General features: G+C 68.3%; 8 protein-coding genes and 2 pseudogenes. All 10 read left to right on the forward strand.

Annotated elements, in window-relative coordinates; translation table 11 throughout:
* The first annotated feature begins 9 nt into the window (after window positions 1-9).
* Complete coding sequence (locus tag ACZ499_RS32000) at window positions 10-762, forward strand: FadR/GntR family transcriptional regulator (RefSeq protein ID WP_468679691.1); 753 nt, start codon at window positions 10-12, stop codon at window positions 760-762.
* A gap of 819 nt (window positions 763-1,581) precedes the next feature.
* Window positions 1,582-3,177 carry an arabinofuranosidase catalytic domain-containing protein gene (locus tag ACZ499_RS32005; protein WP_468679692.1) on the forward strand — a complete coding sequence of 532 codons (1,596 nt, stop codon included), beginning with the start codon at window positions 1,582-1,584 and terminating at the stop codon, window positions 3,175-3,177.
* 117 nt (window positions 3,178-3,294) lie between these two features.
* Window positions 3,295-5,739, forward strand: a complete 2,445-nt coding sequence (locus ACZ499_RS32010) for an RICIN domain-containing protein (RefSeq protein WP_468679693.1) — start codon at window positions 3,295-3,297, stop codon at window positions 5,737-5,739.
* An 81-nt stretch (window positions 5,740-5,820) separates the two neighbouring features.
* Window positions 5,821-6,969, forward strand: coding sequence for a ricin-type beta-trefoil lectin domain protein (locus ACZ499_RS32015; RefSeq protein ID WP_468679694.1), 1,149 nt, complete (start codon window positions 5,821-5,823; stop codon window positions 6,967-6,969).
* A 38-nt stretch (window positions 6,970-7,007) separates the two neighbouring features.
* Window positions 7,008-8,477 (forward strand): annotated as a pseudogene (locus ACZ499_RS32020) (glycoside hydrolase family 10 protein); the annotation flags it as partial.
* Between the two features lie 335 nt (window positions 8,478-8,812).
* On the forward strand, window positions 8,813-10,456 hold the full coding sequence (locus ACZ499_RS32025; protein WP_468679695.1) for a glycoside hydrolase family 27 protein: 1,644 nt from the start codon (window positions 8,813-8,815) through the stop codon (window positions 10,454-10,456).
* A 22-nt stretch (window positions 10,457-10,478) separates the two neighbouring features.
* Window positions 10,479-12,308 (forward strand): RICIN domain-containing protein, encoded by a 1,830-nt coding sequence (locus ACZ499_RS32030; RefSeq protein ID WP_468679696.1) that lies wholly within the window; start codon window positions 10,479-10,481, stop codon window positions 12,306-12,308.
* A gap of 183 nt (window positions 12,309-12,491) precedes the next feature.
* Window positions 12,492-13,073 (forward strand): annotated as a pseudogene (locus tag ACZ499_RS32035) (alpha-L-fucosidase); the annotation flags it as partial.
* Between the two features lie 176 nt (window positions 13,074-13,249).
* Complete coding sequence (locus tag ACZ499_RS32040; RefSeq protein ID WP_468679697.1) at window positions 13,250-14,566, forward strand: ricin-type beta-trefoil lectin domain protein; 1,317 nt, start codon at window positions 13,250-13,252, stop codon at window positions 14,564-14,566.
* A 932-nt stretch (window positions 14,567-15,498) separates the two neighbouring features.
* On the forward strand, window positions 15,499-16,161 hold a 663-nt coding region (locus tag ACZ499_RS32045), incomplete at its 3' end, for a FadR/GntR family transcriptional regulator (protein ID WP_468679698.1).

Below are 16,161 nucleotides of genomic sequence, written 5' to 3' on the forward strand. Positions count from 1 at the left end.
GAGGCTTCCGTGACGGGCACAGCGAGAGGAACGGCGGACGGCGACGAGGAGGCTCCGTACCGGCCCGGGTATGAGGTGGCTGCGGAGCAACTGCTCGAACTCATCGCGTCCATGGCTCTGCGGCCGGGCGACCGTCTGCCCACGGAGCTGGAGCTTGCCGGGCGGCTCGGAACGAGTCGCACCGTGGTCCGCGAAGGCATCAAGATCCTTTCCGCGCTCGGTCGGGTCCGCGCCCAGAAGGGCCGGGGGCTCTACGTCGCCGACGACCCCGGCATGCTGGGCTCCGGGCGGTTCGGCGGATTCTTCCTGCCGACCAACCTCGACCACCTCTTCATGCTCTTCGAATTCCGCAGAGTCCAGGAGACCGAGGCGAGCCGACTGGCCTCGGTCCGGGCAACCCCCGTCGAGCTGCGTGCCATCGAGAAGGCCGCCGACACCTGCCGCCGCGCCTTCGAGTCCGGCGACGTCGAGCTGTTCGAGCAGGGTGACGACGCCTTCCACACCGGTGTCGCCGCTGCGGCTCACAATGCCTTCCTGTCCGTGGCCGTGCAGGAGGCACGGCGACTGCAGAGCCAGTCGGGCGTCATGGCGCTACGCGGCACGCTGGGCGGGCACGGGGCAGCCGCGATCGAGGAACACGACGCGATCTTCCGCGCCATCAGAGACGGCCTCCCCGAGGACGCCGCGCTCGCGGCCGCCACCCACATCGACAACACCCTTGAGGACTATCGCAAGAAGATTCAGCAGCGCGTCTTTGGCTGATGCCCGCCGGGCGTGGTGGCACTTGCCGACGGCGATGTCGTCCGGCTGCACCGTGCGGTCCAGGGTGACGCCGACAACGGTATCCCCCGGGACGGCGTGCGGTTGATGCCCGTGATGGTCACCTTGCCACTGCATCCCACGCTGTACGACGGAGCTGGACCGGGCTGCGGCGCAGTCCGGCGGCCGTCGCTCCCACTGGCGTGCCCGGACGGATGAAAGATGCCCGAGTGTCATGAGTGTGCGGGAAACGGCGTAGGCCCGCTGGTCACCGCCAGGCGTTCTGAGTCTCATGCCTTACCGGCAGGCGTGGAGCGAACCGATTCTACGCAAGCGCTTCGACTGGATGGTACGACCGGCGGGGTACGGGGTCAATGACGTGCCGCGAGGCGAAGGCGACGCAGACACGCCGGCCGAGCCCGCTGCTTCGGCGAGTGCGCTTCGAACCGACCCCCGATCACCGGGGTTTGACGGCTGCGTACCTGTTCAGGGGCATGACGGCAGGTCGCCCGGGTTTCCTGGGCGTGGCCGTCGAACGCACCCCGCTCGACCCACCGCGCCACCACTCGCCCGCCGCTGCGTCGGCCCGGCTCGGCGCGTCGATCGCCCCCGTTCTGTCGGTCTCAGCCATCGAACCGATTCCGCGAAGGTTCGCAACAGTGCGCTCCCTAACCCTTGACAGCCCTGCGGAATCGGGAGCAGCGTCTCCTCCCGAAACCTCACTGCAATCCCACTGCAAACACGGCACGTTCAAGCGCTTCCACACCATGGGCGCCGCCAGCACAACCTGACTGGGATACGCCGGCACGGTAGGGAGATCGGATGGGAACCCCACATACAAAACGCCACATGCTGTCCGGACGCGGTGGCGTCCAACGGCTGCTCGCAGCGTTACGGCGCCGCGGCGGGCCGGACAGGGTGCCGGATCAGGCACATGTCCCTCCGCCGGTGCGCTCGCCGCGCTCTCGGCTGAAGACGTTCGCCCGAGCGGGGGCCGCGGCCGCACTTGTCGTTGGCGCGCTGACCGGTGCCACGGCCACGGCCGGCACGGCCCAGGCGGCCACATCCGGGCCGTGCGACATCTACGCGACAGGCAGTACACCATGCGTCGCGGCGCACAGCACGACGCGCGCGTTGTACGCCTCGTACAACGGGCCGCTCTACCAGGTCCGGCGCTCCTCGGACAACACCACCCGAAACATCGGCGTCCTGAGCGCGGGTGGGTATGCCGACGCCGCCGCGCAGGACTCGTTCTGCGCGGGGACGAGCTGCCTGATCACGATCATCTACGACCAGTCGGGCCGAGGCAACCACCTCACCCAGGCGCCCGGGGGTGGTGCCGCGGGCGGTCCGGACAACCTCGCGAACGCGACCGCCGCACCCACCACGGTGGGCGGCCACAAGGCCTACGGCGTCTTCGTGGCGCCCGGCACGGGTTACCGCAACAACCACACCAACGGCATCGCGACCGGGGACAACCCCGAGGGCATGTACGCGATCTTCGACGGCACGCACTACAACGGTGGCTGCTGCTTCGACTACGGCAACGCCGAGACGGACAGCAACGACGACGGCAACGGCACCATGGAGGCCATCTACTTCGGCAACATCAAGGTCTGGGGCTACGGTTCCGGCAACGGCCCCTGGATCATGGCCGATCTGGAGAACGGCCTGTTCTCCGGGGTGAACCAGCACTACAACGCGGGCGACCCATCCATCAACTACCGGTATACGACCGCCATCGTCAAGGGCGGCCCGAACCACTGGGCGATCCGCGGCGGCAACGCTCAGTCGGGCGGCCTGTCCACCTTCTACGACGGGCCGCGGCCCAACGTTGCGGGCTACAACCCGATGCGCAAGCAGGGGGCCATCATCCTGGGTATCGGTGGCGACAACAGCAAGGGCGCCCAAGGCACCTTCTACGAGGGCGTGATGACCTCCGGCTACCCCTCGGACGCCACCGAGAACGCGGTCCAGGCCAACATCACCGCGGCCGGATACAACAACGCCTCCGGCACTACGGGCAACGGCCCGCTGCACGCGGTGGGCGCGGGCAAGTGCCTGGACGTGCCGAACTCGTCCACCACTGCCGGCACACAGCTGCAGATCTGGGACTGCAGCGGCGGCGCCAACCAGACCTGGACCCGCACTTCCTCCAACCAGCTGACTGTCTACAGCGGCAGCAGCCAGATGTGTCTGGACGCGTACGACAACCAGACCACCGCCGGCACCAAGGTGGTGACCTGGCCGTGCCACGGCGGCGCCAACCAGCAATGGCAGCTGACCTCCGACGGCACCGTCACCGGTCTCCAGTCAGGGCTCTGCCTAGACGTCACCAGCGCTTCCACGGCCAACGGCGCTCTGGCCGAACTCTGGCCGTGCAACGGCGGATCCAACCAGCAATGGCGCCTCAACTGACCTGAACGGCTCCCGCCCGTGGCCGGCTCACGGCCGGCCGCGGGCCGCACTCGCCACCAGATGAGGGCACCCGCATGCCCGGCACCGGGCCACACGCGCCACTACTCAAGGATGACGATGCCCAGACCCAGAGTGCTCCGCGGCCGCTGGGCCGTTCCCCTGTCGCTGCTCGCCCTACTGGCCGGGGGCGTCGCCACGGCCGGGGCCGCGAGCGCCGCACCGGCCGAACGCCAAGCAACAGCCGCCCTGTACGTGGCTCCGGGCGCGGCGCCGGACGGGAACGGCAGTGCCCAGCAACCGTTCGCCACCATCGACCAGGCGCGGCAGCCCGCGCACCAGCTCGCGGCCGACTCGGACGTCGTGGTCTACCTGGCCGGTGGCACCTACCGGCAGTCCAAGCCGCTGACGTTCGGCTCCGGCGACGGCGGCCAGAACGGCCACACCATCTCCTACCAGGCCATGTCCGGACAGCAGCCGGTCGTGACCGGCGCCCAGCAGGTGACCGGCTGGCAGGTGCAGGACCAGACGAACAACATCTGGTCGGTCCACGTCGGCACTGGCGTGAACACGCGCCAGTTGTACGTGAACGGCAAGGAGGCACCGCGGGCGGCGATCCAGGTGTCCCGCTCCGACTTCACCTTCACCCAGACCGGTCTGACCATCACCAACTCTTCACTCAGCTATCTGGCCGGCCTTTCGGACAAGAACCACATGGAAGTCGAGAGCCTCAACTCCTTCACCGACCGCTACGCGCCCGTCCAGTCGATCAGCGGCAACACCATCACGATGCAGCAGCCCGCGTGGAACAACAACTCCTGGGGCTACGACACGATCAACGCGCCATTCGCCGGCGGGACGATGTACCTGGAGAACAACTACGCGTTCCTGCGGCAGGCCGGACAGTGGTACCTCGACTCGTCCACCGGCGACCTGTACTACCGGGCCCAGCCGGGTCAGAATCCGGGCAGCCTCGACATCGAACTGCCCCGGCTGCAAAGCCTGCTCGGCATCAGTGGCAGCTACGGCTCCCCCGCGACCGGACTGCGGTTCACCGGCATCCGGTTCACCGGAACCTCCTGGCTCGGCCCGAGCGGATCCGTCGGCTACGCGGACCAGCAGAGCGGCGCGCACATCACCGGCGCCTACACGATGCCGGCGGACTGGTTGAGCACCTGCAAGTCCGGGTGCACGCAGTTCGAGGCCACCCGTAACCACTGGGTGCAGATGCCCGCGGCCGTACAGGTCTCCGCCGCCGCCAACATCACGTTCTCCGGCGACACGTTCTCCGAACTCGGACAGGCCGGGCTGGGCGTGGGCAACGACGGCGCCGCCACGGCCTCCGGGACGGGCCTCGGCGCCAACGGCATCACCATCACCGGCAACACGTTCACCGACGACGCCGGGAGCGGCATCCAGATCGGCGGGATCCAGCCGGACGCACACCACCCCAGCGACCCGCGGATGACCAACCAGAACATCGTCGTCAGCAACAACCGGGTCAGCGGAGTGGGCACCGACTACAAAGAGACCGCGGCCATCCTGTCCACCTACGTCACGAACGCGACGATCACCCACAACCAGTGCGACCACCTTCCCTACGACGGGATCGACATCGGCTGGGGCTGGGGCGTCAACGACCCGGGCGGCAGCCAGGACTACGTCAACCGAGGCACGTACAACTACCAGCCCGTCTACAGCACTCCCACAACGCTGAAGAACAACACCGTCTCGTACAACCTGGTCTTCAACACCAAGAACGCGATGTTCGACGGCGGCAGCATCTACAGCCTGTCCGCGAGCCCCGGCTCGGTGATCTCCGACAACTACATGTACGACAACCGTCACACCACCGCGCTGTACCTCGACGAGGGCTCCCGGTACCTGACCGTGTCGCACAACGTGGTGCAGGACGCCGGTAACTGGGCGCTCACCAATGCCAACGGAAACAACCACACCGACAACAGCACCTTCTCCGGCAACTGGTACAACGGCGGCAACACGTACGTGGCCACCGGTCCTCCGCACAACAACGTCCTCACCGGCAACGTCCAGGTCAGCGGCACCAACTGGCCGCAGGGTGCGCAGCAGGTCATCCAGCAGGCAGGCATCCCGACGTCGGGCGGCGGCGGCTTCCCCACCGGCTACCACCGACTGGTGATCGGCAGCAACGGTCTGTGTCTGGACGTGTACGGCAACTCCGGCGCCGCGGGCGCCGCGATCGACCAGTGGACCTGCAACGGGCAGAGCAACCAGCAGTTCCAGTTCGTGCCGGTCTCGGGTGGTTACGGGCAGTTGCAGGCACAGAACTCCGGACAGGTCGTGACGGTGTCGGGCGGTTCCACGGCTGCCGGTACGCCGGACATCGTGCAGCAGGCCCCCGACGGAGCGTCCAGCAGTCTGTGGCTGCCGGTGCACCAGTCCGACGGCTCGTACGCCTTCCAGAACCAGAACAGCGGGTTGTGCCTGGACGTCTACGGCGCCGGCAGCAACCTCGGCCAGCAGCTCGACCAGTGGCCCTGCAAGAACACCGCCGGCACCAACCAGGACTTCACCCCGCGCTGACCGGCCCGTACGGCCCCGGCGCCTGCACCGGGCCGGCGGTTCTTTGACCACACCACTGTCCCCCACCAGTGAGGAACACTGATGAAGAAGTACTGGGCACCCTTGGCCGCGGCGCTGACGGTCGCGCTCGGCCTGAGCGGCGCGTTGCCCGCGGCGGCCGCCGACGACGGCGGCGAGGCCGCGCCCGCCGCCCTGCGGCTGATGCCGCTGGGTGACTCGATCACCTGGGGCGTCGGCAGTGCGTCCGGGAACGGCTACCGGGGCTTCCTGTGGAACCGACTGGCGGCCGAGGGGCACGCCCTGGACTTCGTCGGCTCGGGCCGCAACGGCACCATGTCCGACCCGGACAACGAAGGCCACTCCGGCTGGCGGATCGACCAGATAGCCGGCATCGCGGACTCCATGCTGGCCCGATACCGGCCGAATGTGGTCACCCTGGAGATCGGTACCAACGATCTGAACGGCGGCTATCAGGTCCCGACCGCGACCGACCGGCTCCGTGCGCTCATCGACCGGATCACCAGCGACGCACCAGACGCGACCGTCCTCGTCGGCACCCTGATCATCTCCACCAGCGGTACCGAGGAGGCCAACCGGCCGGCCTTCAACGCCAAGTTACCCGGAATCGTCCAGGCCGAGCAGGCAGCCGGCAAGCATGTACGCCTGGTGGACATGGGTGCTCTGACCAGCGCGGACCTGGCCGACTCGCTGCACCCCAACGACAGCGGCTACGGCAAGATGGCGGACGCCTTCAACGCCGGGGTCCAGGCCGCGGACGCGGCAGGCTGGATCAAGCCGCCGCTTTCCGTGGGCGGGCAGGTGCGCTCCGGCATCGCGGGGAAGTGCCTGGACGTCAACGGCGGCAACAGCGCCAACGGGACCGCCGCCGAGATCTGGTCATGCAACGGCTCCGACGCGCAGGTGTGGTCCGCACGCTCCGACGGCACCCTGCGGGCGCTCGGGAAGTGCCTCGACGCCACCGGCCGTGGTACCGCCAACGGCACCAAGATCGAGGTCTGGGACTGCAACGGCGGTACCAACCAGCAATGGCAGGCGTACAACGGTGGATACCGCAATCCGGTCTCCGGCCGCTGCCTCGACGACCCAGGTGCGTCCACCACCGACGGTACGCAACTGGTCCTGTGGGACTGCAACGGCGGCGCCAACCAGGGGTGGACCACCCTGCCGGTCAGTTCCGTGACACGACTCCACCGCGGCACCCTCTCCTGATCGGTGCCTCACCCCCCACACAAGGAGAACGATCCCCCATGTCCTGGCCCAACGAGGAGCCCCGTCTCCGCAAGGCCCTGACCTTGGCCACCGGTTTGGTGGCCGGCACGGTACTGGCCCTGACCGGTCCGGCGAGCCCTGCCGCACACGCGGCTTCCGGCACGCTGGGCGCCGCCGCGGCCGACAGCGGCCGCTATTTCGGTACGGCCCTGGCTGCCGGAAAACTCGGCAACTCGACGTATTCCACGATTCTCGACCGGGAGTTCAACATGATCACCCCGGAGAACGAGATGAAGTGGGACACCACCGAACCGTCCCGCGGCAATTTCAACTTCGGCCCCGCCGACCAGATCGTCAGCCACGCCACCGCGCACGGACAGCGGATGCGCGGCCACACCCTGGTCTGGCACTCCCAACTACCCGGCTGGGTCAGCTCCATCGGCGACGCGAACACGCTGCGCAGCGTGATGAACAACCACATCACCACCGAGATGACCCACTACAAGGGCAAGATCTACGCCTGGGACGTGGTCAACGAGGCGTTCGCCGACGGCGGCAGCGGCCAGCACCGCAGCTCGGTGTTCCAGAACGTGCTGGGCAACGGCTTCATCGAGGAAGCGTTCCGCACCGCCCGGGCGGCCGACTCCTCGGCCAAGCTCTGCTACAACGACTACAACATCGAGAACTGGACCGACGCCAAGACCCAGGGCGTCTACAACATGGTCAAGGACTTCAAGTCCCGCGGCGTGCCGATCGACTGCGTCGGCCTCCAGAGCCACTTCGGCACCGGCGGCCCGCCCGCCAGCTTCCAGACCACCCTGTCCAAATTCGCCGCGCTCGGCGTCGACGTCCAGATCACCGAACTCGACATCGCCCAGGCATCGCCGAGCGCGTACGCCAACACGTTGAGGGCCTGCATGAACGTCGCCCGCTGCACCGGCATCACCGTGTGGGGAATCAGGGACAGCGACTCGTGGCGGACGGGAGAGAACCCGCTGCTGTTCGACAACAACGGCAACAAGAAGCCGGCTTATGACTCGGCCCTGTCCGCGCTCGGCGGCAGCACGGGGAACCCCGGGGGCATCGTCTCGGGCAGGGTGTACTCGCTGAGCGATGTCGCCGCGGGGCGGGTGCTGGACGTGCCGGCCGGCCAGACGGCGAACGGCACGTCTTTGCAGATCTGGGATGCCAATGGCGGTGCTGCGAATCAGCAGTGGCGGGCGGATCAGAACGGCGACGGCTCATACACGTGGACGAACACCGGCAGTGGGCGGGTTCTGGACGAGCCGGGTGGCCAGACGGGTAACGGCACGCGGATGGAGATCTGGGACGCCAATGGCGGTGCCAACCAGCACTGGCGCGCGAGTCGGAACGGCGACGGTTCGTACACCTTGACCAACGTCGCTTCCGGCCGGGCGCTGGAGGTGCCCGGCGGCCAGAGCGCCAACGGGGCCCCGGTCCAGGTCTGGGACTCCAACGGCAGTGCCAACCAGCACTGGAGTCTCAGGTGAGGTGATCGGCGCCAGAGCGCGCCCCGGCCGCCGGATCGCTTCGGCGGGACCGGAACGGACACCCGCGTCCGCGTCCGCCATGGCGGCCGTCGCCGGACGCGGGTTTCACCATGCCCTCACGGCTGACCGGCCGGGGCATATACATGGGATGGATCAGCTTCCGGTTGGGGCGGCATGCGTATTGACAGCGGGAATGACGTATGGATCACTGAGGGACATGGGATGTCTAAGTACTCTCTATGGGTGCTCTCGGTCGCCCTCACCCCCACGACACCAAGGCAGAGTCGGCCCCTGTTCAGCCCTCAGAAGACCCCTCCAGGAGAGTCATTGACATGCTCACTACCATTGCCGGACGTCTTCCGCCCCTGCTCCCGCGACTGTCCTTGCGCAGGACGCTGGCGCTCACCTTCTCGGTCGCGCTGCTCGCGTCGGCCGCCCCGCTCCTCTCCCCCGGTATGGCGCAGCCCGCCGCCGCGTTGGACAACGGGCTGGCGCTGACTCCGCAGATGGGCTTCAACGACTGGAACGCGTACGGCTGCAGTGTCTCCGAGTCGCTGATCAAGTCCACCGCACAGGCGATGCACACCAACGGCATGCAGGCGGCGGGCTACTCGTACGTCAACATCGACGACTGCTGGATGACCCACAGCCGCGATTCCGGCGGCCACCTGGTGCCCGATCCGGCCAAGTTCCCCGACGGCATCAAGGGCACCGCGGACTATGTGCACTCGCTGGGGCTCAAGCTGGGGATCTACGAGGACGCGGGCAGCGCGACCTGTGCGGGGTATCCGGGCAGCCTGGGGCACGAGACCACGGACGCGCAGTCGTTTGCGTCGTGGGGTGTGGACTATCTGAAGTACGACAACTGCAACAGCAACGGGGCGCCGGCGCAGACCCGGTACACCGCGATGCGGGACGCCCTGGCGGCCACCGGCCGGCCGATCCTGTACAGCCTGTGCAACTGGGGCCAGGAAAACGTGTGGACCTGGGGCGCGGGCGTGGGCAACAGCTGGCGCACCACCGGGGACATCAGCGCGAGCTTCTCCAGCATGCTGTCGATCTTCCACAGCAACATGGGTTTGGCCTCCTACGCCGGCCCCGGCCACTGGAACGACCCGGACATGCTGGAGGTCGGCAACGGCTCGATGACGGCCACCGAGAGCCGCACCGAGTTCAGCCTGTGGGCGGAGATGGCCGCGCCGCTGATCGCGGGCACCAACATCCCCTCGGCCAGTGCGGACACCCTGTCCACGCTGACCAACTCCCGGGTGATCGCGGTCGACCAGGATCCCCTGGGCAAGCAGGGCACCATGGTCGCGTCCTCGGGCGGCTTGGACGTGCTGGCCAAGCCGCTTGCCAACGGGGACGTGTCGGTGGCGCTGTTCAACGAGACGGGCTCGACGGCGACCATCACCACCACCGCCGCCGCGATCGGGAAGACCGGGGCGTCCGCCTACACCCTCACCGACCTGTGGTCGGGGGCGGCCTCGACCACCTCGGGCACGATCCGCGCCTCGGTGCCGGCGCACGGCACGGTGATGTACCGGGTCGCGGGCGGCACCAGCGGCGGCGGCACCAGCGTGACCGGTGAGCTGCGCGCGGTGGGTGCGGGCCGGTGTCTGGATATTCCGGGCTCGTCCACCACAGCGGGTACGCAGACGCAGATCTGGGACTGCAACGGACAGGCGAACCAGACCTGGTCCCAGACCACCTCCCACCAGCTCACCGTGTACTCCGGCACCAGCCGGGTGTGCCTGGACGCCTCCCACCAGGGCACCACCCCCGGCACCAAGGTCATCACCTGGACCTGCAACGGCCAGAGCAACCAGCAGTGGAACCTCAACACCAACGGCACCCTCACCAACACGCAGTCGGGCCTGTGCCTGGACGTCAACAATGCCGCCACCGCCAACGGCACCCCCGTACAGCTGTGGACCTGCAACGGCGGATCCAACCAGCAATGGTCGCTCGGCTGACCTCGGACCGCAGGAGGATCGGATGAAGACGAGAGTGGGACCCGGACGTCTGGCACTGATAGCCGGCGCCGTCTTGGCGCTCTTACTGCCCCTGCCGGCGACGGCAGTGAGCCAGGCCGCCTCGGGCGAGTCGCTGAGCGTGCACCTGGCGTCGACACGAGGGCCGTCGACCGGCGTCGGGGAGGGCTTCCTCTACGGCATCAGTGAAGACGGCAGCCAGCCCGTGGACCAGTTCATCCAGCCGTTGGGCGTCAACGCGTTCCGCGGCGGCGGATGGTTCTCCGGCGGCTGGATCAAGGACAACTACCAGTACGGCTCGGCGACTCGGGCCGATGTCGGCTCGATCATCTCGCAGGCGAAACGGCTCACCCAACCGCCCTACCACGCGCAGTACCAGGTACTGGTCAGCGACATCTACGGTGCGAACGGCGGCCAGCCGTCGAACACCAAGTACCCGTGCGACAACGGGGACTGCTCCAACTGGATCAGCTTCATCGACTCCACGGTGGGAGCGCTGCAAACTTCGGGGCTGAAGTTCTCCTACGACATCTGGAACGAGCCGGATATCTCCGTCTTCTGGACCCGGGGCGTGAACAGCGCCCAGTACTTCCAGATGTGGGACACCGCCTACCGGGAGATCCGGCGCATCGCCCCCGGGGCGCAGATCGTGGGACCGTCACTGGCGTTCACCCCGCAGGGCAACCCCGGTGAATGGCAGACCTGGCTCGCGCACGTGAAGGCGGCGGGGACGGTGCCGGACATGATCACCAACCACGACGAGGGCGATGTCGACGACCCGGTCACCGTCGGGCAGTCCCTCAACAGCGCCCTGACCGCGGCAGGCATCGGTCCGTTGCCGCTGTCCGCGAACGAGTACCAGCCCGCCGACCGGCAGACCGCCGGGGTGACGGCGTGGTATCTGGCGCGGTTCGCGCAGTCCGGGTACACCAACGCGATGCGCGGCAACTGGGTGTGCTGCGTCACCCCGAACCTCACCGGAGTCCTGACCCAGAGCGGGGGCAGTTGGCAGCCGACCGGCAACTGGTGGGCGCTTCGGGACTATGCCGACATGACCGGCACCCTGGTGGCCACCTCCGGCCAGGTCGGCTCGACGGCGATCTCAGCCTCCGAGGACTCCACCGCCAAGCGGGTGGTGGCGATCATCGGCGATTCGAACGGGAACACCGGCTCCGCGTCCGTGACCTTCGACGGGCTGGCGTCCGTGCCCTGGCTGGCGAACGCGGGCAGCGTGAACGTCACGGTGCACCGCATCCCGGAGCAGGCGCCACTCGCCGCCCCGCAGACCGTGTACAACCAGAACGTGAGCACCTCGGGCGGCTCGATCACCGTACCGTTCACGTTCCAGGCCTCGCACGACGCGTTCGCCGTCTACCTCACACCCGCCTCGTCCAGCGGCGGCTTCCCGAACGGCTACCACCAACTCGCGGTCGCCAACGACAACTTGTGCATGGACGTCTACGGCAACTCTGGCAGCGCGGGCGTGGCGATCGACCAGTGGACCTGCAACGGGCAGAGCAACCAGCAGTTCCAGTTCGTGCCGGCCTCGGGCGGTTACGGCGAACTGCGAGCCCAGAACTCGGGCCAGGACGTGGCGGTCGCCGGCGGATCCACGGCGGCAGGCGTCCCGGACATCGTCCAACAGGCCCCCGGTACGGCGGCCAACAGCCTCTGGCTGCCCGTGCGGCAGTCCGACGGCTCGTACGAGTTCCAGAACAAGAACAGCGGTCTGTGCCTGGACGTCTACGGCGCCGGCGGCAACCTGGGCCAGCAACTGGACCAGTGGCCGTGCAAGAACGCGCCCGGCACCAACCAGGATTTCATCCTGCGCTGACGTGATCGACTATCCGCTCTCGCGGCTGGGCCGCGCCAAGCAGCACGGGCTCGGCACCGACTGCCTCGGCGGGTGGAACGAGCGAGGCTGCAACCAGAAGTGGACGCGGGGCTGATCCGGTGACCGGCTGACGATCACCGACTCCCGGATCACCTCCGTCAATTCCCCCGAGAGGCACCCCACATGCCTTCCTCTTCCCTCCCGCTCAGCCCGGCGCCGACTGCTTTCGACAGCCGGTGCGGCCACGGCCTTCGGCCTGCTGCGGTTCGCCCCCGAGGCCGCCGCGACCGACGGCCCCGGAAGCTGCACAGCGAGCTGGTCCTCCGTGGACCAGCACCCCCTGGCCCCGGTCTGGTTCCAGGACGCCGAGTTCGGCATCTACTACCACTGGGGCGTCTTCAGCGTTCCCGCGTTCGGGAACGAGTGGTATCCGCGCAACATGTACATCGGCGGCTCGGCCGAGAACCGGCACCACATCGCCACCTACGGCGACCCCTCGGTATGGCCGTACAACAACTTCATCGACGGTGCCCGCGACAAAACCGGCACCTACGTGCAGTTCGCCCCAAAACGGCCTCCCAGGGCGGCAACTGGGATCCGGACGCCTGGGCGCAGCTGTTCAAGGCCGCGGGCGCCAAGTTCGCCGGCCCGGTCGCCGAGCACCACGACGGCTTCTCCATGTGGAACAGCCGATCCAAATCGTGGAACTCGGTCCAGCACGGCCCCGGACTCGATCTGGTGGGGCTGCAGGCGCAGTCCATTCGACCATCGAACGGACCTCGAAGAGCGACGTCCCCACCGCCTCGGAGGCTTCGAGCCCAGGCTCTTGTCATGCGTTGTGGTGTCACCGCCGCACACAGCACCCGTACCCGGGCGACCAACGCTCCCTGCCCCTCCCCCGACCACGGAAGAAGGCATGTATGCAACGCAAATCGCTCTTAATGTCCATCGCGGCCGCGGTACTTCTCGTCCTGGCAGCTGCGAGCACCTCGTTCAGCAGCGGCCTTGGCGCGCCCGCGTCGGCCACGACCACCGGCGCGGTCCGGGCGACCGCCGGCTGCGGCAAGGCCCCCACCCTGACGAGTGGTGCACACACGATTCAGAGCGGCGGCCAGACGCGCAGTTACATACTGCGGGTTCCTGCCGGCTACGACAGCAACCACCCCTACCGGCTGATCTTCGGTTTCCACTGGCGGGGCGGCACGGCCAACGACGTCGACTCGGGCGGAACGGACGGGTACAACTGGTCCTACTACGGCCTCCGGAGCCTGGCGGACAACGCGAACAACGGCACGATCTTCGTCGCCCCCCAGGGCATCGGCAACGGCTGGGCCAACTCCGGCGGCCAGGACACGGCCTTCGTCGACGCCATGGTCGGCCAGATCGAATCAGGTCTGTGCGTCGACACCACCCAGTTGTTCTCCGCAGGCTTCAGCTACGGCGGCGCGATGTCGTACGCCCTCGCCTGCTCCCGGGCGACGGTCTTCCGCGCGGTCGCGGTCTACTCCGGCGCGAACCTCAGCGGGTGCAACGGCGGCACTCAGCCCATCGCCTACATGGGTCTGCACGGCATCAGGGACAACGTGCTGCCCATCGCGTCGGGACGGGAACTGCGCGACACCTTCGTCCGTACGAACGGCTGCACCCCGCAGAACCCGCCCGAGCCGGCCTACGGAAGCCTGACGCACATCATCACCACCTACTCAGGATGCAGGTCCGGATACCCCGTGGTCTGGGCCGCGTTCGACGGAGCGGGCCACGACCCCGGTCCCATAGACGGTTCCACCGGTGACGGCTGGCACACCTGGACGTCGGCAGCGGTGTGGCAGTTCTTCACTCAGTTCGGCTCGAATCCGTCACCGCCCACCGGCAACCAGGAGATCGTCGGCCAGCAGTCGGGGCGCTGCCTCGACATCAATAACTCGACCACGGCCAACGGCACGCAGGCACAACTGTGGGACTGCAACGGCGGCTCCAACCAACGGTGGACCCACACCGCCGGAAAGCAGCTGGTTGTGTACGGCAACAAGTGCCTGGGCATCGCCGGCCAGGCAGCAGGCAACGGCACACCGGCGGCGATCTGGGACTGCGGCGGGCAGACAGACCAGCAATGGAACGTCAATCCCGACGGCACGATCACAGCGGTGCAGTCGGGGCTCTGCCTGGACGCCAACGGCCGTGGGACCGCCAACGGGACGAAAGTCCAGCTGTGGAGTTGCACGGGCGGTGCGAACCAGCACTGGCGCCTGCAGAACTGACACGCCGGGGCCAGGCACGTCACCGTGCGGGCCTGGCCCCGCAGATCTCGAGGCACGGGCCAAGCCGGATCCGCGCAGGCGCGCCCTGCCGCGCTCCTGACGCGGGCGCAGCGGCATCCGGGCTGCTGCCGCCCATCCGGATCGTTGCGGTCTCGCGTCTCCGTGCGTCGAACGTCGAACTCCCGCGTGGACTGGCTGCCGCTTCCTGGACCGCCTCACCGGACACGTCACGCACAAGGTCCACCTTGTCCTGGGTGACCACTGCGCCCACCGCTTCCGCAAGGCCCGCGCCCGGCTCGCCGATCACCCCGACCGGATTGAGCGTTCTCCGCGTACGTGACACCGGTTTCCCGCTTGAGGATCTCAAGGGTCTCCTTGATCTCCCTGGTCCCAGGCCGTCCCTCGGGATCGGCGATGCCGACCTTCCAGCCGGGGGGGCGGGCACCGCACGAACTCGTCGACATGGCCGACGGAGAGCCGGCCGGTTTCCAGGATCAGCGGATCCTGGGCATCCCGGGCCCGCAGGAACCCCACGCTGCTGGGCAGCCGCGAGTCCCATCGGCCGGTGTGACCCGGCCGGCGGCCACCGACACCACCCAGGTCCTGCGGGGCCGGTCCGGTACGCGGCAAGGCGATCCCGGACCGCATCCCGGCAGGGCGCGAGCGCAGACGGCTCCGCCCGCGTTGGTCGCCCGCGCCCGGGAGATCTCCGCGGTCTGCTCCACGCAGGGTACGACGCTTCCCGCGGCAGCCATCGCCTTCGCGTGCACCCACTCCAGTATCATCAACGTCACCCTGGGCATGCGGAATCGCGAACAAGTCACGCGGAACGCGGAGTGGAGTTCCACCGTCGGCATGTCCCGAACGACCCTCGCGCCCGGGGCTGATCAGCCCCGGCGTGCAGTAGGAGAACCAGGACGAGGGAGTTCGCGATGTCGTTGACCGACAAGGCGATCGAGCGGATTCGTGAACTGATCCGCACCGGTGCGCTGCTCCCGGGCTCGAAACTGCCGCCGGAGCCGGAACTCGCGGCTCAGCTGGGGCTGTCCCGCAACCTCGCGCGCGAGGCGGTCAAGGCGCTGGCCGTGGCACGGGTCCTTGAGGTCCGCCGGGGTGATGGCACATACGTCACCAGCCTGGAGCCGAGCCTGCTGTTCGAGGGGCTGGGCGGCGCCGTGGAACTCCTGCAGACGGACTCGGCCGCACTGCTGGACCTCATGGAGGTCCGCCGGCTCCTCGAACCGGCCGCGACCGGCCTGGCCGCCACCCGGATCGCCGACGACCAGCTGGCCGAGGTCAAGCACCACCTGGACGCCATGCGCGAGGCCCGCGACGACGTCGAGCAGCTCAACGCCCATGACGCGGCCTTCCACCGCACCGTCGTCGCGGCGACGGGCAACGACTCGCTGCTCACTCTTCTGGAGGGCATCTCGGGCCGTACGCTGCGGGCGCGGATCTGGCGGGGGGGGGGGGGAAGAAAAGAAGAGGGGGGCCCCCCCCCCCCACACAAAAAAACAAAGCAGCCCAACTGCCCCCCCCCCTCCTCCCTAAGTGGCCCCCCCCCCCGCGGGTTAGGACGCGCCTCCTCCACCCCC

It is taken from the genome of Streptomyces sp. NPDC031265 (assembly GCF_055570295.1).